At 46.5% G+C, this 19,191-nt stretch carries 14 protein-coding genes; 9 read left to right on the top strand and 5 right to left on the bottom strand.

From position 1 onward, the window contains the following. Positions 1 to 16 precede the first annotated feature (16 nt). The 8 genes from B2089_RS08440 to B2089_RS08405 all read left to right on the top strand — a co-directional run bounded on the left by B2089_RS08440 (position 17) and on the right by B2089_RS08405 (position 13,190). On the top strand, positions 17 to 1,399 hold the full coding sequence (locus tag B2089_RS08440) for a hypothetical protein (RefSeq protein ID WP_296324599.1): 1,383 nt from the start codon (positions 17 to 19) through the stop codon (positions 1,397 to 1,399). A gap of 25 nt (positions 1,400 to 1,424) precedes the next feature. Then, complete coding sequence (locus tag B2089_RS08435) at positions 1,425 to 2,858, top strand: amidophosphoribosyltransferase (RefSeq protein WP_296324595.1); 1,434 nt, start codon at positions 1,425 to 1,427, stop codon at positions 2,856 to 2,858. Next, on the top strand, positions 2,855 to 3,223 hold the full coding sequence (locus B2089_RS08430) for a CidA/LrgA family protein (RefSeq protein WP_296324592.1): 369 nt from the start codon (positions 2,855 to 2,857) through the stop codon (positions 3,221 to 3,223). The genes B2089_RS08435 and B2089_RS08430 overlap by 4 nt, the downstream gene beginning before the upstream one ends. Next, positions 3,207 to 3,908: an LrgB family protein gene (locus tag B2089_RS08425; RefSeq protein WP_296324590.1), complete on the top strand. Its 702-nt coding sequence runs from the start codon at positions 3,207 to 3,209 to the stop codon at positions 3,906 to 3,908. The genes B2089_RS08430 and B2089_RS08425 overlap by 17 nt, the downstream gene beginning before the upstream one ends. A 39-nt stretch (positions 3,909 to 3,947) precedes the next feature. Further along, complete coding sequence (locus B2089_RS08420) at positions 3,948 to 5,327, top strand: GGDEF domain-containing protein (protein ID WP_296324588.1); 1,380 nt, start codon at positions 3,948 to 3,950, stop codon at positions 5,325 to 5,327. 36 nt (positions 5,328 to 5,363) lie between these two features. Further along, a complete protein-coding gene (locus B2089_RS08415) occupies positions 5,364 to 7,094 on the top strand; it encodes an adenylate/guanylate cyclase domain-containing protein (RefSeq protein ID WP_296324585.1) in 1,731 nt (576 codons plus the stop codon). Next, positions 7,073 to 8,527 carry a hypothetical protein gene (locus B2089_RS08410; RefSeq protein WP_296324582.1) on the top strand — a complete coding sequence of 485 codons (1,455 nt, stop codon included), beginning with the start codon at positions 7,073 to 7,075 and terminating at the stop codon, positions 8,525 to 8,527. The genes B2089_RS08415 and B2089_RS08410 overlap by 22 nt, the downstream gene beginning before the upstream one ends. An 88-nt stretch (positions 8,528 to 8,615) precedes the next feature. After that, positions 8,616 to 13,190 (top strand): 2-hydroxyacyl-CoA dehydratase, encoded by a 4,575-nt coding sequence (locus B2089_RS08405; protein ID WP_296324580.1) that lies wholly within the window; start codon positions 8,616 to 8,618, stop codon positions 13,188 to 13,190. Positions 13,191 to 13,267: 77 nt separating this feature from the next. Here the strand turns inward: B2089_RS08405 and B2089_RS08400 are convergent, their stop codons facing one another. Further along, positions 13,268 to 13,963 (bottom strand): class I SAM-dependent methyltransferase, encoded by a 696-nt coding sequence (locus tag B2089_RS08400; protein WP_296324711.1) that lies wholly within the window; start codon positions 13,961 to 13,963, stop codon positions 13,268 to 13,270. Between the two features lie 220 nt (positions 13,964 to 14,183). On the opposite strand from B2089_RS08400, the gene B2089_RS08395 reads away from it, so the two are divergent. Continuing rightward, positions 14,184 to 14,786 carry a recombinase family protein gene (locus tag B2089_RS08395; RefSeq protein WP_296324577.1) on the top strand — a complete coding sequence of 201 codons (603 nt, stop codon included), beginning with the start codon at positions 14,184 to 14,186 and terminating at the stop codon, positions 14,784 to 14,786. Here the strand turns inward: B2089_RS08395 and B2089_RS08390 are convergent. The 4 genes from B2089_RS08390 to der all read right to left on the bottom strand — a co-directional run bounded on the left by B2089_RS08390 (position 14,773) and on the right by der (position 19,184). Next, the gene (locus tag B2089_RS08390; protein WP_296324576.1) at positions 14,773 to 15,759 is read right to left on the bottom strand and encodes a hypothetical protein; all 987 of its coding nucleotides are present in this window, start codon (positions 15,757 to 15,759) and stop codon (positions 14,773 to 14,775) included. The genes B2089_RS08395 and B2089_RS08390 overlap by 14 nt on opposite strands. A 76-nt stretch (positions 15,760 to 15,835) precedes the next feature. Further along, positions 15,836 to 17,284, bottom strand: a complete 1,449-nt coding sequence (locus B2089_RS08385; protein ID WP_296324574.1) for a small ribosomal subunit Rsm22 family protein — start codon at positions 17,282 to 17,284, stop codon at positions 15,836 to 15,838. Next, complete coding sequence (locus tag B2089_RS08380; protein ID WP_296324572.1) at positions 17,281 to 17,601, bottom strand: MerR family transcriptional regulator; 321 nt, start codon at positions 17,599 to 17,601, stop codon at positions 17,281 to 17,283. Before B2089_RS08380 ends, B2089_RS08385 begins: the two co-directional genes overlap by 4 nt. Further along, on the bottom strand, positions 17,598 to 19,184 hold the full coding sequence (gene der, locus B2089_RS08375) for a ribosome biogenesis GTPase Der (protein ID WP_296324570.1): 1,587 nt from the start codon (positions 19,182 to 19,184) through the stop codon (positions 17,598 to 17,600). The genes B2089_RS08380 and der overlap by 4 nt, the downstream gene beginning before the upstream one ends. Between the last annotated feature and the right edge of the window lie 7 nt (positions 19,185 to 19,191).

Raw genomic sequence — 19,191 nt, 5'->3', positions numbered from 1 at the left:
AAAAGGAGATTCTAAAATGAAAAAAGCATTTCTAGTTTTCGTAACTTCAATTCTTATGGTCACAGGACTAAGCGCGCAGGTCTTGCAGTCTGAACAAATGAAAAACACTGCATGGTCAGGAATCGGCTCACCAATCGACGGAGACCCGACGATTTACGGCTTCACAGATACATTTCAGGCTCGTTTTGACCGTGGCAAGTTCACTGTAGAGGGTATGCTCAACTGGAGTTTTCTCGCAAATTACAAGAACAACGGCGATGTAGATTATTTCACTTTCGGCACATCGAACCTCAATCCTCTTTCAATCAAATACGGAATCCGTAACTGGAACAACGGTACTTGGGCAGGACAAAATAAGATTGATTCAAAAATTTCAGCCACTGATAAAGCAGCTACTGACCATCCAGACTGGCTGAACTATTCTGATCAGGCCAATGTCTCAAACACTCTTCAAGACTCATACTATGTAAATGTTCTTTATCATTTCACAAAAGAGTTTGAGGCTGGCGTTGGAACAAAGCTCAACTGGCAGGTTGGCCCCGCCCCAAGATACGGAAGCTGGCTTTGGGAGCCTGACGCACACGTTCGTCAGGGCGGTTTCTCAACTGCTTATGACGACCGGGCTGGCGTAAGGGCTCAGACTTCTTCCGAGACAGTCGGTTCTTACCTATTCCATGTGGACAGACCAGGCAGTGCTGATGTCGTCGGTTTCGTTCCTTACGCAAACAAATATGCAAAAAGGGCTGTGGGCGTGCGCTACAAGAAAGAAGGCGACATGACTCTCGAACTCGGTGCGGCTATTCCAAACGGCTTCAACACCGATGACCCTGTATCTAACTTTGGCGCTCAATTCGCTCCGGTAAAATGGCTTTCTATAGCTGCGGCAATCGAGGGCGCATTCGATGACGGCTCAAACTTCTATTCTGGCGCAACCTTGGGCATGGATTTCTTCATCCTTGACCTTTATTTCGCCGCTGACTCACTCTTCACAAAAGAAGATGATGATCAGGCTTACGGAACTGGAGCTGCAATCTCATTCACAATTCCAAACACTGAGCTCAGAATCCGTCCTGAATTGGGCGTGAACCTCTTCGAGAACTCAAATTACACCTTCGCATGGTACACTGGCGGTACTCTCTCAATGGAATTCACTGACAAAATCGGCTTCAATGTATGGGGCTCATTCGCAATGGGTTCAAAAGACAAACGCTGGGATGACTACGATTCAACAAAAGACTGGAACGGAGGTCACATTTTCAATGTAAGACCAGAAATCACTTTCGAATACACAAAACAGACTTCATTCGCAGCATACTTTGATTTTGAGAATCGGGAAGCCTTTGACCATGTAACTCGAAACTGCTGGTCAACAGGTCTTTATATGACACATACTTTCTAATTTATAAATAAAGGGGTACAAAAAAATGGGCGGCATTTTCGGTGTTGTTTCAAAAGACGATTGTTCGTTGGATTTGTTTTTCGGCGTGGACTACCACTCTCACTTGGGAACCCGGCGCGGAGGTCTTGCCGTCTGGCGACAGGACGAGCGATTCCAGAGGGCGATTCACAATATTCAGAACTCTCCCTTCAGGACAAAATTTGAAAGCGACATCGAAGAAATGAAAGGAAAAGTGGGAATCGGCTGTATTTCCGACTACGAGCCCCAGCCCCTCCTTGCCCGCTCACACTTGGGTCGTTTTGCCGTCACCACCGTGGGAATCGTCACCAACAAAGACGAACTTGTAAAAGAGCTTATGGATAACGGCGGCGCTTTCCTTGAAATGAGTGGCGGTGAAATAAACCAGACTGAATTGATTCTTGCCATGATCAACACGCAAAAGTCAATTCTCGAAGGAATCCAGTATGTTCAGTCAAAAATTCAAGGCTCAATCACCATGCTGGTAGCCACACCCGAAGGAATTTACGGCGCCCGCGACAAAATGGGTCGTACCCCCCTTCAAATCGGCATCAAAAAAGACGCGAAAGGCTCAATTCTTGCCCACTGTCTCTCATTTGAAAGTTTTGCCTACATCAATTTGGGATATCAGGACTTGCACGAGCTGGGGCCGGCAGAAATCGTCTATGTAACGGCCGACCGCTACGAAGTCTTGCAGAAGCCTCAAAAAGAAATGAAAATCTGTACCTTCCTCTGGATTTACTACGGCTACCCCACAGCCTGCTACGAAGGCGTAAATGTTGAGGCAATGCGCTACAACTGCGGAAAATACCTTGCAATGCGTGACAAAGACGACAACATTCACCCGGACTGTGCGGCTGGTGTTCCTGACTCAGGCACTGCCCACGCGGTAGGTTATGCAAACGAAGCGGGAATTCCTTTCACCCGCCCCTTCATCAAATACACGCCCACATGGCCACGAAGTTTCATGCCAACGAATCAGGAGCAGCGAAACTTAATCGCCCACATGAAGCTTATCCCGGTTCAGCAGCTGATTAAGGACAAGAGCATTCTTTTGATTGACGACTCTATCGTTCGGGGAACCCAGCTGCGGGAAACCACTGACTTTTTGTACCAGTCCGGGGCGAAGGAAGTTCATGTTCGCCCGGCTTGTCCGCCAATCATGTTCGGCTGTAAATACCTGAACTTCTCCCGCTCAAAAAGCGAGATGGACTTAATTGCCCGCCGAGTGGTAAAACAGTTTGAGGGCGAAAATGTGAGCATGGAAACCTTGCAGAAATACTGCGACCCGGATACTCCCGAATACGCAAAAATGCAGGAAGAAATCCGAAAGCAGCTCCACTTCACCACGCTCCGCTTCCACCGCCTTGACGACATGCTGGACTCCACCGGCCTTGACCACTGCAAGCTCTGCACCTACTGCTGGACGGGCAAAGAATGAAATTCATCAAGCAATTCTGCATTTTAGTCACCGTTTGCTTTATCGGTGAGATTTTGCATCGTCTCATTCCGCTGCCAGTTCCTGCCAGCATTTACGGGCTTGTGCTCATGTTTACGGCCTTGCAGACAAAAATCATGCCCCTGGATGCCGTGGAAGAAATTTCTGACGGTCTTTTGGGAATCATGCCACTTTTGTTCATTCCCTCAACGGTGGGGCTAATTCTCGCCTGGCCAATTCTCAAAGTACACTGGCTCCAGTTCACGATTATCGGCGTGGGAAGTACAATCGCCGTCTTCTTTGCCGCCGGTCATGTAACCCAACTGGTGATTCGAATCAAAAAGGCACTTTATGACAGAAATCACTGACTTTCTTTCTAATTCAGTATCTTTCGGGCTTTGCGTTTCTTTGGTCTGCTACTGGATTGCGACTATCATTTACAAAAAAACTAAATTTTTCCTCCTCGCGCCACTTTTGGTTTCCTGCGCCTTTGTCATTACGATTCTCATCGTGCTTAAAATCCCCTACGAAAAATACCTTAAAGGGGCAAATTTTATCTATTATCTTATGACCCCATGCACGGTCGCCCTGGCGATTCCCCTTTACCGGCAATTTTCCAAACTCAAGGAAAATGCCCTCGCCATACTCCTCGGAATCATTGCGGGAATTCTGGCAAACGCTTTCTTCATTTTCGCCTGCTGCTATCTTTTCAAAATCAACAATCAGGAATATGTCTCTATCCTGCCTAAGTCAATCACCACTCCCATCGGAATTGCCCTCTCAAACCAGAACGGCGGCATTGAGTCAGTCACCATTCTCTTAATCACCATTGCTGGCAACATGGCAAATATTTTCGGCGCGATTTTCTGCAAGATTTTCAGGATTTCTGAGCCGGTCGCTCAAGGTGTCGCCTGTGGAACGAGCGGGCACGCCATGGGAACGGCAAAAGCTTTGGAAATGGGCGAGATTCAGGGAGCCATGAGCGGCCTTTCCATTGCAGTCTGCGGTGTCCTTACGGTGGTGATTCTCCCCTTCTTTGTGAATCTCATTTAAATTTGCGAATTTAAGAATCCTGCCTTACAATGAAAGTCTATGGATTTTCAAGGATTCGTTAATACATTCGCCATGCCGTGTGCCGTTCTTTCAATTGAGCGTCTTTCAAGCCGTCACTACGGAAAAATCCGGATTGTCCGTGCAAATGACATCTACAAAGAGGCAATGGGTATTGCCCGCTACCACGATGACATGCTGTATTCCGACCTTGTTCCAAAAGACACCAAATTCGAGGACTTCTGCTACCGCTCGGCTATCCTTAAACAGCGATTGCATGCCTATGTTCCCACAAAAGGACTTAACTGCTGGTCTGACATCACTTTTATCCCCCTTAGTTGTGAAGATTCCGGGCTTAATTACTGCGCCTTTTTCTATGAATCCACAAGGAAAGCCGAAACGGATCGAATGACCGATGTTTCCATGACTACAGCACAGGCTGTCATCAAAAATTGCATAAACCTTCGGGGCAGCGAGGATTTTCAGGCCAGTATTCTTTCCGTCATCAGCGACATTCAAAAACAATCCGATGCATTTTGTGGCACGATTCTTCTATTAAATAAAGACAAGCGCAAATACGAAGTCCTCTGCGAAAAATTCAAGAATGATGCGGCCAAGGTTGCGGATTTCAGCGATTTGCTCACCTACGATATAGTCCTCTCCTGGGAAAAGACAATCGGCAAGAGTAACGGAATCATCATAAAAGACGAAGAAGACATGGAACGGCTGGCAGAAATAAATCCCCGCTGGGCCTACTCCCTCAAAAAATCCCATGTTGAGAGCGTAATTCTCTACCCGCTTCTTCAGGAGCGAAAGACACTTGGCTATCTTTTTGTCACGAATTACGATACAAGCAAAACAATCGAGCTAAAAGAACTTATAGAACTCACGGCATTTTTCCTTTCTGCGGAAATATCAAATCATCTCATGATGCAAAAACTGGAATTCTTAAGCAACACTGACTTGCTTACCGGGGTCAAAAACCGAAACGCCATGAACCAGCGGGTTGACGCATTTGTCCGCGGCGAAGAGGAAATTCCCCACCCCTTCGGAATTGTTTTCGCTGATGTAAACGGACTCAAGCAGATGAACGACGAGAACGGTCACGATTCTGGCGATGTGCTTTTAAAAGCCGCGGCGGATCTGCTCAAGGAAATTTTCTGGAAAGACGAGATTTACCGTTCCGGCGGCGATGAATTCGTGGTCATTGTGCCTGCCTGTCAGGAAGAAGATTTTATCAAAAAAGTGAATTCTCTCAAGGAAGTCTCCTGCTATGGCTCGGAAGTCTGCCTTGCGGTGGGCTACGCATGGAACGAAGAAGGCAAAAAACTCCGCCGCACAATGCATATAGCCGACGAAGCCATGTATTCCGATAAAGAAATCTTCTATAAAAATCATGGCGAAATCTTGCGGAGAAAATAAATTTTAATCTATAATAGTTCTAAGGAAATAAATCTTATGAAGAAAAGTCCTTTTCAAAAAGTTGGCTCAACCAGCATTATTCCTATTTCGTTAAAGCTTCTGGTTATCTTCGTTTCATTGCTCCTATTGTCAAATTTTTCTACAAATTTCGTCAATTCTCATCTTTCAAGAAGGCAAATCATCAACTTAAACAACACGATAATGATAAATCAGCTGAAGGACATTTACACGGCGGCTGGAAATCAATATCAAATTTTGACATTCACTGGAAAGAGAGATGAGTCTGTAGCCGCAATTTCCAACACAGCAAAGCGGGGATTTGAGTTTCCCAACAGTATCGCCGTAGCTTTCGACAAAAACGGGGAAATTTTATTCTGCGCCTCGGCAACTCCCCTTCCCCAAGAGCAAAAAGAAAAATCTGAAAAAGACACGCCCGCCCTAAATGAGCTTTCAACTGAATTTTCAGACTCCCAGGCTCTTCAAATTATGAATCAGCATCTGGAAGAAGGAATCACGGACGGTTCGATTCTTTTTATCTCGGACTTGGGGCAGTATTACGGCGTATACAAATATCAAGATGACTGGGATTGCTACTTTGTTCGTGCAGAGCTCCGCTCAGATACAATGCGCTCAAACAACACGCTTTTCGGCATCATCTCTCTTGTTATCGTTTTTATCGTTGCAGGATTTTTGATTGCCGGCATTTTCATGTTCAAGAAAATTCTTCTCAATGTTCACAAAATCACCGCCGATTTGTACGAAATGCAGGAAAAACAAAAACTTTCTACCATTGATTTGTCAGATTCTCCTAACGATGATGTCACTTATCTGGCGGCAAGTTTCAACTCACTTTCTTCCACAATCAACAACTTGCTCGGCATTTTCCAAAAATTCGCTTCGAAAGATGTCGTCGCAAAGGCCTACAAAGAACATCAGATTCGTCTCGAAGGAAGCCAGCGCAATCTGGTCATGCTTTTCTCGGACATAAAGAGCTTCACCTACCGCACCGAAACTTTGGGCAACGACATCATCGACTTGCTCAATGTCCATTACGACAAGGTAATCAAAAAAGTACACGACAATTCAGGCGTCATCGGCTCAATTATCGGCGACGCAATCCTTGCGATTTACGGCACTCAAACTTCCAAAAACAAATCACTGGATGCCCTCACCGCCGCATGGGAAATTACGAGAGTCACGGCCGAACTTCGCTCTAAAATGGTAGAACGACGCTCACAAATCGAGCAAGGACGCGCTCTCACCGAGGCAGAAGAGCGAATCTATCAGGCTGTTTTAATCGACATCGGCGTTGGTATCGACGGCGGTAATGTATTCTACGGAAACATCGGTTCAGACGAGCACATGACAAACACCGTAATCGGCGACAATGTAAACTCAGCCAGCCGTCTGGAAGGCTTAACGAGAATCTACAAACTTCCAGTTATCGTTTCGGGCTACATTAAAGACGAAATCGAGCAGGCAGGAATCACAAAATACAAGTTTTTCGAAATCGACACTGTTCAGGTCAAGGGCAAAACCGAAGGCAAAAAAATTTATTTCCCCATGGACACGGAACGGCAAAGCGGAGAAGAAAAATTCGAAATCTACGAAAAGGCACTTCAAGCATATTACAAAGGCGACTGGGACTCAGCCCGCACTGAATTCAAAAAATGCGAAATTGAAGCGGCGCAGGTATTCTTGGAGAGAATCGGAAGTGGCAGTGCGCCTAAAAACTGGAGCGGAATATGGACAATGCAGACGAAGTAAATCCAATCGATTCAAATTTGACTCACAAAGAAGTCGCGCTCTTTTTGGGAGATGAATTAAAATCTCAGAACAACGAAAGTGTAGTCACTTACAATCTTGTTGAAGAATACGCTAAAACGGCTAAACAGAAAAAGCCTTTTGTATGGATTTTGCTTGCCGTCTGCTTTTTTATTGTTACAGTGGGAACTATAACCACAATCGCCCTTGTTTCAACATCAAACCACAAAATCGCAATCAACATAGATTCTTTTGATGATTTGAACTTGCGCTCATTGCTCAGTTCTGCTGGAAGAGTTAAGACATCATACGAAAATGCAGTCAAAAACAAAAAAACATTAGAGCAGAATCTTTCAGACGAATTGAATCAGGCAGAGCAAAAACGAAAGATGGATTTGTTTACATTGGAATCAGTTTCAACTGTAGCAACAAAAAAATCAATTTCCGAAAGAAAAAACAAAATTGAAGCTGAATACAATGTGGCTGTCCAAAAAATCCACAAAGAATACGATGAAAAAATCGCTAAAGCAGAAGCTGATATCAAAAAATTCCAGTCACAGGTCAGTTCATACGATTCAGACAAACTTTCCCGCGCAAAAGACGCTGAATCTTCAATTGACTCAACAAAACAACTCCACGATATGGAAATGAAAAGTCAGGAAGAGCGATACGAAAAGAAGATTTCTGAACTCCGCTCTCAGCTTCTCGCACAACAGATAAAAGCCGCCGAGGATCAAAGAAAGGCCGTCGAAGAAGTAAGAGATATCTATCAGGCAAAAATCAATCTTCTTGATCCAAAAGCCCGTGAAGAAAGCAACGAACAGAATAAAATCATTCTCGACACAGGTATTCAAAATCAGCTTGCAAGTTCTGCCCTTTGGAAATCAGTCGAAAATCTTTCATTCAACGAAGAATCTTACACGACCATCGCACCTGATTCTTCATTTTCAGAAGCTGTCCGAAACAGTAATAAAGAACTCACGGAACTCCGAACGATTGCCTACCGTTTCAAACCGATTCCAATGGAGAATTCCATCAAAGATTATGTCCCTGCAATGATGCATCAGTCTTACAGAATCGCAACATCTCTTGCCGAAAGCGGGGCAAAAATCCAGTCAGATTTAAATGCTTTTGAAACAATCGCAGAACAATCTCTCATAAACGGCACGGACGGCATTATTCTTAGCACAAGCAAGGCTCCTGAGTTTTCGGTTTATGTTGCAAATGCAAGCAAGTACAAAATCAATCAAGACACTGAACTTCCCGTACAGATTTTAAATGGAAGCAAACATGTTGCTGACGGAACTATTGCCAATGTTAATGGTGATTACATTGTCAAACAAATTTTACCACAGACAAAAGAAGGCTCTCCAGCCCCACAGTATTACCACCCTGTTCCAGGAGACCGGATTAGAATAGTCCTTCAGACAAAATAGTGTAAAAAAAGTACGGTTGAAATCTTCTTATTAAAAGGATAAAATGATAATCTACACTTTTTGTAGTTTATTCAATAAGAGGATTCTAATGGAAACAGCAAATACAGTATTTACTCCAGCAGTTACACCGGTTCGTATTGGTATTGATGTCGGCTCTACAACAGTCAAGGTTGTCTGTCTCGACGAAAATGACAAGATGATTTACGGTGACTACCAGCGACACCGCGCCGATATACGCAACACGATTATTACTGTTGTCACAAAAGCGCTGAACGAAATCGAAAAAGTCGTGTCTTTGGGCGAAAAGCATACTGTTTCCGTAAAAGTCACTGGTTCTGGCGGGCTCTCTGTCTCTCAGTGGCTCAACATTCCTTTCATTCAGGAAGTCGTCGCGGCTACCACAGCCGTCCGTAAGCTTATTCCCCAGACTGATGTAGTAATTGAGCTTGGCGGTGAGGACGCAAAAATCACATATTTCACTGGTGGCGTTGAGCAGCGCATGAACGGAACTTGTGCCGGCGGTACGGGTGCCTTCATCGACCAGATGGCCGCCCTTTTGGAAACAGACGCTCCAGGCCTCAATAAATTGGCTGCCGGCTGCAAGCAGATTTATCCTATCGCGGCCCGCTGCGGCGTATTCGCAAAAACAGACGTTCAGCCTCTCATTAACGAGGGTGCCCGCCGCGAAGACATTGCGGCTTCTATTTTTCAGGCCGTAGTCAATCAGACGATTTCAGGTCTTGCCTGCGGTAAGCCGATTAAAGGTCATGTCGCTTTCTTGGGCGGCCCGCTCCACTTCCTTGACCAGCTGAGAGTGCGCTTTATCGAAACGCTCAAACTCAAAGATGATGAAATCATCGTTCCTGAAGACAGCCAGCTTTTCGTTGCGGCAGGTTCTGCATATTCTGCCGAAAAGGTCTGCAATCCCCTTTCTTCTTCAATGCAAAAACGATTTCCCACGATTGCGGAATTCCGTGACTCGCTCAAAAATCTTGAGGGAGCGGAACTCAGCGAAGTTCAGCGACTGGAGCCACTTTTCGTCGATGAAGAAGATTTGGCAAAATTCCGCGCCCGCCACGGCGAGGACAAGGCAAAACGGGGCGATTTGAATGCCGAGCATGGCCCTCTTTTCTTAGGTCTTGATGCTGGCTCAACCACCACAAAGGCAGTTTTGGTCAACAAAAAAGGCGAAATCTTGTGGGATTTCTACGATGTAAACGCAGGAAATCCTGTAGATTTGGCAGTACGGGTTCTCAAAGACTTGTACAAAATCCTTCCGAAAGACTGTTACATTGCCCGCGCCGTCTCAACTGGCTACGGCGAGGCTCTTTTCCAGGCGGCACTTGGCGTTGATGCCGGTGAAGTCGAGACAATCACACACTACCGCGCCGCCGAATTCTTTGTTCCGGGCGTTGAATTCCTTCTGGACATCGGCGGTCAGGACATGAAATGTCTTCGCATGAAGGATGGGGCAATCACTTCCATTCAGCTCAACGAGGCTTGCTCTGCCGGCTGTGGCTCATTCCTAGCAAACTTCGCAAATTCAATGAACCTTGACATCCGGGAATTCTCAAAACGCGCCCTTCTTGCCAAAAAGCCGGTCGATTTGGGTTCTCGCTGTACCGTCTTCATGAATAGCCGCGTAAAGCAGGCTCAAAAAGAAGGCGCTACAATTGACGATATTTCGGCAGGTCTTTCTTATTCAGTAATCAAAAACGCTCTTTTCAAAGTAATCAAACTCCGCCGCGCGAGCGAAATCGGAACTAAAGTCGTAGTTCAGGGCGGCACTTTCTATAACGACGCTGTTCTTCGTGCATTCGAAAAAATCGCCGGGGTCAATGTATTCCGCCCGGATGTTGCAGGCCTTATGGGCGCTTACGGCTCTGCCCTTATCGCATACGATCAGTGGTGCGACCTTACGGCTCCAAAACCAGGTCAGGAAAAGGGCTGGATTCCGCCGAAAATCGTCTCAAACATTGCGACTTTGGAGCAGCTGGAGCAGTTCAAAGTCGATTTGGAGCTCACTCGCTGCGGCGGCTGTCAGAACAACTGTCTTCTTACTATTAACACATTCACTACAGGCGGGCAAAAACGCCAGTTCATCACTGGAAACCGCTGTGAAAAGGGCCTGGAACGACACCAGCTCAAAGACGAAAACGCCAAGACCGTTGACGGCTCAAACAAAAGCAATACCGGCGTTGAAGACACCGGCTACGAGCTTCCAAACCTCTTCGACTGGAAGTACAAACGCCTTTTCAACCACTATGTTCCTCTCCGCCCGGAAGAGGCTCCAATGGGAAGCGTGGGAATTCCTCGCGTTCTCAACATGTACGAGAATTACCCGCTTTGGTTTACAATCTTTACAAAACTCGGCTTCCAGGTCAAAACATCACCTCGTTCCAGCCGCATGATTTACGAGCGGGGAATTGATTCGATTCCGTCTGAGTCGGTCTGTTACCCGGCAAAAATCTCACATGGTCACATGGAATCCTTGCTCAAAATGGGCTGCAAATTCATCTTCTATCCTTGTGTTCCATACGAAAAAATTGAGGACAAGGGCGCGGGCAACCACTACAACTGTCCGGTCGTCACATCATATCCTGAAGTCTTAAAGCACAATCTTGACTCTATCGAAGAAGCAAGCGATTTGCTCTTTATGAATCCATTCCTTCCGATTTACGATTTGCCACGCCTGCGTGAGCGAATGTATGAGGAACTTCACAAGCACTTCCCGACTCTCACAAAAGAAGCTGTTTACTCGGCTGTCGATGAGGGCTGGAAGGAGCAGGAGCAGTTTAAGATTGACACCCAGCGTGCCGCCGAAGAGGCTCTGGAACAGCTGGTAGTCACTGGCGGAAACGGCATTGTCTTGGCTGGCCGCCCCTACCACCTCGACCCTGAGATTAACCACGGTATCCCGGAAATGATTCACGGACTGGGGCTTGCGGTCTTCACAGAAGATTCTGTAGCTCACTTGGGCTCAATCGAGCGACCTTTGCGCATTATTGACCAGTGGACTTATCATAACCGACTCTACCGTGCGGCAAATTTCGTTTCGGGAATGCCGAATCTGGAGCTTGTTCAGCTCACTTCATTCGGATGCGGTCTCGATGCCGTTACAGCCGATCAGGTTGATGAAATCATGAAGTCAAAGAGCCGCATGTACACCCTCATCAAGATTGACGAAGGAAGCAACCTGGGTGCGGTGCGAATCCGAATCCGCTCACTCATTGCGGCAGTCAAAGCCCGCCAGCGAAACCGAAAGAAGCTTACCACAAAGAGCGCGGCTTATCAGCGAGTGATTTTCACAGAAGAAATGAAGCACGAATACACGATTCTCTGTCCGCAGATGTCGCCGATTCACTTCCGCTTGCTGCAGAAGGCTTTCCAATATTCTGGCTTCAACTTTGTCGTTTTGGACTCAGTTGATCCAAAAGCCGTGGATGCGGGACTTAAATTCGTCAACAACGATGCCTGCTATCCTTCAATTTTGGTCACGGGTCAGCTTATCGAAGCCCTTGAATCAGGAAAATACGACATCAACAAAACGGCTGTTATCATCTCACAGACTGGCGGTGGCTGCCGTGCGACAAACTACATCGGCTTTATCCGACGGGCATTGAACGACGCGGGCTGGAGTCATGTTCCTGTCATTTCGCTCAACGCTTTGGGCATGGAAAAGAACCCTGGCTTCACTTTCACGCCGGGCATGGTTCACAAGGCAATGATGGCCGCTTTCCTTGGTGATCTTCTCATGCGGGTGCTTTACCGTGTCAGACCTTACGAAGCCGAGCCAGGAAGCGCAAACCGTCTCTACGAAAAATGGAACGCAAAAGCCGAAGAAATGCTCAAATCAAATTCGATTTTCAAATACAGAAGGCTTATCCGCGGAATCGTGCGTGACTTCGACCGTTTGCCCATTCTTCCGATTAAAAAGCCGCGAGTTGGCGTTGTCGGCGAGATTCTCGTAAAATTCCATCCGACCGCAAACAACGACATGGTGAATGTAATCGAAAAAGAGGGCGCGGAGTGCGTCATGCCTGATTTGATGGACTTCCTCTTCTACACATTCAGTGACGGCGTTTTCCGCACAAGAGAACTTGCCTTCCCGAAATCAGAAGAGCGAAACGCAAAGATTTTCGTCTGGGCTTTGGAATTGTACCGCAACTACATGAAAAAATGCCTGCGCAAGAGCCGAAGGTTCGATCCGCCAAGCTCAATCTGGGACATGATGAAGAGCGTGGAAGGAATCATCCAGACCGGAAACATCTCAGGCGAAGGCTGGTTCCTTACGGCCGAAATGGTAGAGTTGATTCACTCTGGCGCGCCAAGCGTAGCCTGCGTCCAGCCTTTTGCCTGTCTGCCGAACCACATCACAGGCAAGGGCATGATTAAAGAGTTGCGACGAAGATTCCCCGAATCCAACATCAGCGCAATCGACTACGATCCGGGCGCAAGCGAAGTCAACCAGCTTAACCGACTCAAGCTTCTGCTCTCTAACGCACCAATCGGCAAAAACCCCGATGAGCTTCCCAACGGCAAAATCTGGACGAAAAAAGGCGAAGTTGAGCCAATCATCCAGTACGCAAGCGGCGGCGCTCAGTTCGTGGACGACGACCCCATTGACGCAAAGAACGCAGTGCCGGCAACTACGGCGGTGTAAGGCAATTCATAATTGCCCGATGATGCGAAAATACTCGCCTTGTCGGGCAATTTTTTGTTTGTGGCGGATTGCCTCACCTACTTTCTCGCTACAATGACCATGGTTCTTGCGTTCTGATTGTAGGGCGAAAAGTCAAAGTCGCCGTAGATTTCCACGGATTTAAAGCCGATTCCTATCATGACCCGCTTCAGCTCAATGGCGCTGTAGAGCCGCTGGATAAATTCGTGCTCAATGCGCTCGCCGGTCTCATTGTCGATTAAAATCCATCTTGAGCGCAGGCCTTCCCATGCTCCAACCACGGAAAAATCGGTGAGGACAGTCTTTCCTGCCCTCTCAAACCACTCACCTTCGGTAAAGTCTTTGATGGCGATTTCCCGGCTGATGTTCTCCAGAATGAAAAATCCGCCATCGCGCACGGAGTTGAAAATCGACTTGAGAATCTGCACATCCTCTTCAATGGTGTCACAATAGCCGAATGATGTGTACAAATTTATGGCGCAGTCAAATTTTTTTTCGCTTTTGAATGTGCGCAGGTCGGCCTTTATCAGCTCCAGGTCAACGCCCTCTGCACTGGCAGATTCTGCCGCCGCGTCAAGCTCGCTCTGAATCAAATCAACGCCTGTGACTTCAAGGCCCCGGCTGGCAAGTTCCACGGCGATTCGTCCAGGCCCGCAACCTGCGTCCAGAATCTTCGCGCCTTTTCCAAGCCCGGCGATTTTGCAGACGCTTTCTGCCACAGTGGGGGCTTCTGCCCAGCGGGCCGCGTCAAACATAATGGGAGCGTAATTGTTCCAGAAATCTTCTTTTTCAAACCATTCGGTCTTCTGGGCCTGAGTTTTTGCCTGCACGGAAATTTTATTTTCTGATTTTTTCGTCTTTTTTCCTTCGCTTTTCTTTGCCATAATTTCTCCTCGTTTCTATTCTATCACGAAAAACATAATTTTGAATAAAATTAAACTCGCATTTTTAAGTATTTGAAATGCAGGAGGTTTTATGATTTACGGTTATATTCGAGTCTCAACAGTTCATCAGAATCTTGAAAATCAGCAGCTTGAGATTAAAAAATTTGCAAGAAAAAATAAGTTAAGTATTGATGAATGGATTGAGGAAAAAATCAGTGGGACAAAAGAGCCTGAATTCAGAAAATTAGGCAAAGAACTGATGAAGAAATGTAAAAGCGGAGACATTATCATTTGCACAGAAATTTCCCGTTTTGGCCGCTCGCTAATCATGATTATGAATATTTTGCAGTATTTTCTAGAACGAGATATAAAAGTCTGGACGATAAAAGATAATTTCCGCTTGGGAGACGATATTCAGTCGAAAGTCCTTGCATTTGCCTTTGGCTTGTCGGCAGAAATTGAGCGAAAACTTATTTCTGAAAGAACAAAACAGGGGCTGGCGAGAGTCCGTGCTGAAGGAAAGCATATAGGACGCCATTTAGGAAGAAAGGCGACAAACTATAAACTTTCCACACACGATGAATACATAAAAGCACAGTTCAGGAACGGGCGCACGATTGGCTCCCTTGCAAGGGAACTTAATGTTGCATGGGGAACGATGAAGCGTCATCTGAAAAGAATTAATTCTCTTTAAGTGCTTCCAAAACTTTTTCTAACGGAGCATCCATATCTTTTGCCGCTTCTTCTGGGCTTACCTTGTATTTTTTTACGAGAGTAACAGCAGCCTCGACTTTTGCGTCAACAACATTTGATGCTTCGCTTTCATTTGTGCTTTCACTTTTACTTGCACGGCGGGCAGGGAGTGCAATTTTTGTTCCCTGTACGCTCTTTTCTTCAGCAATATTCTCGACTGCCGAAACACCGTCACCCATGTATTCAACGACAAACTGACGAATTACACTGTCGATTGCGTCATAAAAAAGCTGGACAAAAGCATCTTTATCATATTCTGAGCCATAGCGTCGAACAGTAGTTAAAGTCTTTGCAACATAAGTCTTGTTGATTGCCTCGCTTCCCCTTTCATTCAAAACTTTAACTTTCATTGTAACGACACCGCCACAATTCTGATTGTATTTTCCAGAATCAATCTTTTCTTTTTTGAAGGTGAATTCAAGCATTACGAGAGATTTTGCACCGAGACTGTCCATGAGATACCGTGCTTTTTTTGCTCCGAGGGTCGAAAAGTCTTTGAATTTTGTAGCCCGCACTGTTGAAGAGAGCGTGTTATAAAAACTAGCAGGAAGGATTTTGTAAGTTTCGCAATTTAAGACATCTTCTTTGTCAAGGACTTCTGCACCCGTAAGTTCGGTAACAATGCTTCTGAAACTTTCTTCCGCATAATCAAGACGATCAACAGCAGTTAAGACTTCAGGATTGTTTGAGCCTGCGACTTTATTGATAAGACCGTTAATAATGCCTTCTGAATCACCTTCTTCTTCATCAGAGCTGGAATTTTCTTCGACCACCCATGGAATATAGGAATTTCCTACGATTGAGATGAGAGCAATGGGGGCATTTTCTTGCAGGGCAATTTTTGTGCTTCCGCATGATGAAAAAATCATCGTTACAAAAAAAGCTGCCAAGACATAATGTGAAAGTTTTTTCATGAATTTCCTCTTTTTACTTTTTACTATGAAAACACTGTAGAAATATAATCGTAACAGTGAAAGTATAAAAAAATTATTAGATTTTTACTATTATTGCCCCGGATTTTTTGTCGATTTCGTCAAGATTTCCGGGGCTTTTTATTTGCAGAAGCTCGCCGTTTTTTGGCTGAATGTGACTTTCGTCTATTGCCAGAAGCAGGCCGTATTCGCTACAGGCATAGTAGCCTGATTTGTGAAGCTCCGGCAGGCGGATAAAGTCCGAGGCGATGCGGATAAAGGTCTTCTGAGCGGGAGAATCTGAATCAAGTTCAGATTGACGATGGCGTTCGGATTTACGGGCAAGGGCGGATTTTTTTGAGATGATGAAAGACAGGGAAGCCCTCTCTTTTGCAAGGCCCGCTTTTTCTGAAAATTTGAGCAGACGGCTGGGAGCGCTTTCTGTTTCAAAGGCGAAATTGCACCATTTTGCGTTCTTGCCCTGGGCGTTTGTGGTTCTTCCGTTAGTGCGGCCTGCCATCGGACAGTTTTCTGCATGGGGGCAGGGGGCAATCGGCGTAAAATCTTTTCGGATGAGTGAGTCTCTCATAAGTGAGAGAAAGCGGGCTGAGTGAGGATCGCCCGGCTCCACGAGCAGCACTGAGGACTCACCGTCTTTAAGATATGAAAGCAGTTCTCCAGTGTATTTTTTGGCGAGAAAATCTGTTGGCTGTTCATTGTGCTGTATGATTTCGTTGAATACATTGGCACAGGAGATAAAATCGGCTTTTTCTTTGATGCTCGTTCCCAGCGCACCTTTTACGCGGATAATGTTCCATGGGTCAAGGGGGGCTTGGGGCGCCGCCCCAGGAGAAGGGGTAGCGGAAATACCAGAACGGAGAGGAAGTGACCGAGCTTGCTCAGGTCTTTTCCGCGTAGTGAGTGGTATTGGAGCGAGGGGAAGGCTTTCCCCTTCTGTATCTTTTATCGTTTTTGCCGCGATTGCGTAGTACAAATCTTCACCGGCGGCAAGGGCTGTCTGGCTCAAATCAAGGCAGTACCAGCTGATTTTTTTGCTTCGGAGTTCCGGTCGGGCAAGCCAGAGGGCTATGACCACGGTGAGAGTGCCGCTTCCCACATCCAGGGCGACCGGTTTTTCTGATTTTACGAGAGATTCAAAGGCTGTTTTGGGCAAATTTGCGAAAAGCCGGGTCATGCGGACGAGATTCCACCACATGAAATAGCTGATGTAGGCGCTGATTGAGGCGGCTTCGTTCATGTAGCCAAGGCGGCGGGAAGAGCGTTCGTCAGTGAGCTGGTGGGAAAGATTTTTGACATGGCCGTAAAGGGCGACCTTTTGCTTTCCGCTTAAATTTCGCACGCTGGCGACGATTTCGTCAAATTTTTCGATGATTTCGCGGCTTTCTTCGGGAATTGCGCTTTCTGCGAACATCTCTCGTCGGATAGAGGCGGCCTTTTTGCGTTCAGTAAATTCTCTTCGGTGTGCGTGACTGCGTTTTCGGTCGATTTTTGGCTTTGTCTCGTTCATTTTTTTCCCTTTTTGATTTCAAAATAAAGCTGAGTGAGTTCCGTGCGGAGTTCTCTGATTGCGTTCATGGCTTCGGCGTTGTTTTCGTAGGCCTGACTTTCGTGGAGAATTTCCTTTCGCGCGCCCTCAATCGTGAATTTTCGCTCATAAATCAAGTGCTTGAGGCGGAGAACGATTTCAAAATCCCGCTCGGTGTAGACACGGCGGCCACCTAAATCTTTGCGGGGGGCAAAGCCGGGAATAACCGTTTCCCAATACCTGAGAATATTCTGCTTGATGCCAGTCAGTTCCTCAACTTCTCCGATTGTGTAGGTCACTGGCTTTCTCCGTCAAATCTGTTTTCCCAGCGTTTGCGGCTTGCTTTCATGTTCAGTTCTACCGGGATTTGGTCGAAGCCCAAGTCTTTTCGGATTGAGTTTTTGAGATAGGTAACATAACTTTCGGGCACATTGTCCGGGCTGGTGCAGAAAATGCGGAATGAGACGGGATTTGTGCTGGTCTGGGTCATGTAACGGATTTTGAAGTGAATCGCTTTGCTGGCTGGCGGCGGATAATGGAAAAGCCAGTCGGCAAGGGCCTTGTTAAGGGCTGATGTCTCCACTTTGCGGGTGAGCTGGCCGTAGAGTTCGATTGCCTTGTTAAGCAAGTCTTTGATTCCCTCGCCTTTGAGGGCAGAAAGAGGCAGAATCGGAGCCCAGTTCATGTGACCGAACATGGTCTTGATGTAGTCGGTGGTGTCCCGGAGAGTCTTCCGGCTCTGGTCCTGAGTGTCCCACTTGTTGAGGACAAAAATGATTCCCCGGCCCCGCTCGTAGGCCAGAGAACAGATTTTTTTGTCCTGGTCGGCCAAGCCTTCCTGCGCGTCAATCATCAAAAAGACGACATCGCACTTGTCCAGGGTTTTTATGGCCCGGTTTACCGAATAGTATTCTACATTTTCGTGGACTTTCTTTTTGCGGCGGATTCCTGCCGTGTCCATGATTTCAAAATTGCGCCCGGCGTAAGTGAATTTGCCTTCGACTACATCGCGGGTGGTTCCTGCATAGTCTGAGACGATGGATTTTTCGCTGTGAGTGAGGCGATTTGAGAGAGTGGATTTTCCTGTGTTCGGCTTGCCTAAAATCGCGATTCGGATTGGCTCCTGAGGTTTTTCGCCTTCTTCGACTTTTGAGAAATCAAGGTCGGCGGTGATTTTTTTTGCAAGGTCGGTGATGTGGTCGCCGTGGTCAGCGGAAATAAAAAGCAATTCCTTGAATCCGTACTGTAGATAGTTCCAGGAAACGCCTTCTTCCCGGCCTCCTTCGCATTTATTTACGGCTACAACGAGCTTCTCCCAGTAAGGACGCAAAAGATGAATGAATTCTTCGTCTTCGCCAGTGATTTTACCGGCTTCCAGCAAGAGCAGGATTTTGTCGGCACTTTTGATTGTGGCCAGGGTTTTCTGAACGACAAGCTCATCCATTTCGGATTCCCGGCTCGTGGGGTCTCTGTCAAGTTTGTATCCGCCTGTATCGATAAGATGAACGGGCTTTCCCATGATAAAGGCCATAGCCTCAACCGGATCGCGGGTAACGCCAGGAGTGGGATCGACAATCGCAAGACGACGGTGCATGAAACGGTTAAAGAGTGTTGATTTTCCTACATTTGGGCGGCCAGCGATTACAACCGTGGGGAGATTCACATAATATTTTGAAGTGTCGTAGCCGGCTTTTTTGACTTCGCTTTTATATGCGGCTTCTTCCGTGGAATCTTCGTGAGTGTCTGACTCGTTCCAGTCATCTGAATCGGATTCGTTTTCGTCCTCTGGAGGAAGTGATTTTTCTTCGATTTGAATTTCCCTTGGTTCAGCCTTTTTGGGTTTTGGTTTTGAGAAATCTGGTTTTCGTTTTGCTTTTGCCATTCTTCTA

Source organism: Treponema sp. UBA3813 (genome assembly GCA_002368605.1).
Taxonomy (GTDB): Bacteria; Spirochaetota; Spirochaetia; order Treponematales; family Treponemataceae; genus Treponema_D.
The sequence above is the reverse complement of the archived record's forward strand: the minus strand, read 5'-3'. Positions and strand labels throughout refer to the sequence as shown.

Excerpts from the sequence above, each read along its gene's own strand:
- B2089_RS08385 (WP_296324574.1), bottom strand. The coding sequence starts at position 17,284 with ATGAACGAGACAAAGCCAAAAATCGACCGAAAACGCAGTCACGCACAC.
- B2089_RS08425 (WP_296324590.1), top strand. The coding sequence starts at position 3,207 with ATGACAGAAATCACTGACTTTCTTTCTAATTCAGTATCTTTCGGGCTT.
- B2089_RS08400 (WP_296324711.1), bottom strand. The coding sequence starts at position 13,963 with ATGTTTGACGCGGCCCGCTGGGCAGAAGCCCCCACTGTGGCAGAAAGC.
- B2089_RS08440 (WP_296324599.1), top strand. The coding sequence starts at position 17 with ATGAAAAAAGCATTTCTAGTTTTCGTAACTTCAATTCTTATGGTCACA.
- B2089_RS08395 (WP_296324577.1), top strand. The coding sequence starts at position 14,184 with ATGATTTACGGTTATATTCGAGTCTCAACAGTTCATCAGAATCTTGAA.
- B2089_RS08390 (WP_296324576.1), bottom strand. The coding sequence starts at position 15,759 with ATGAAAAAACTTTCACATTATGTCTTGGCAGCTTTTTTTGTAACGATG.
- B2089_RS08430 (WP_296324592.1), top strand. The coding sequence starts at position 2,855 with ATGAAATTCATCAAGCAATTCTGCATTTTAGTCACCGTTTGCTTTATC.
- B2089_RS08420 (WP_296324588.1), top strand. The coding sequence starts at position 3,948 with ATGGATTTTCAAGGATTCGTTAATACATTCGCCATGCCGTGTGCCGTT.
- B2089_RS08415 (WP_296324585.1), top strand. The coding sequence starts at position 5,364 with ATGAAGAAAAGTCCTTTTCAAAAAGTTGGCTCAACCAGCATTATTCCT.
- B2089_RS08410 (WP_296324582.1), top strand. The coding sequence starts at position 7,073 with ATGGACAATGCAGACGAAGTAAATCCAATCGATTCAAATTTGACTCAC.
- B2089_RS08405 (WP_296324580.1), top strand. The coding sequence starts at position 8,616 with ATGGAAACAGCAAATACAGTATTTACTCCAGCAGTTACACCGGTTCGT.
- der (WP_296324570.1), bottom strand. The coding sequence starts at position 19,184 with ATGGCAAAAGCAAAACGAAAACCAGATTTCTCAAAACCAAAACCCAAA.
- B2089_RS08435 (WP_296324595.1), top strand. The coding sequence starts at position 1,425 with ATGGGCGGCATTTTCGGTGTTGTTTCAAAAGACGATTGTTCGTTGGAT.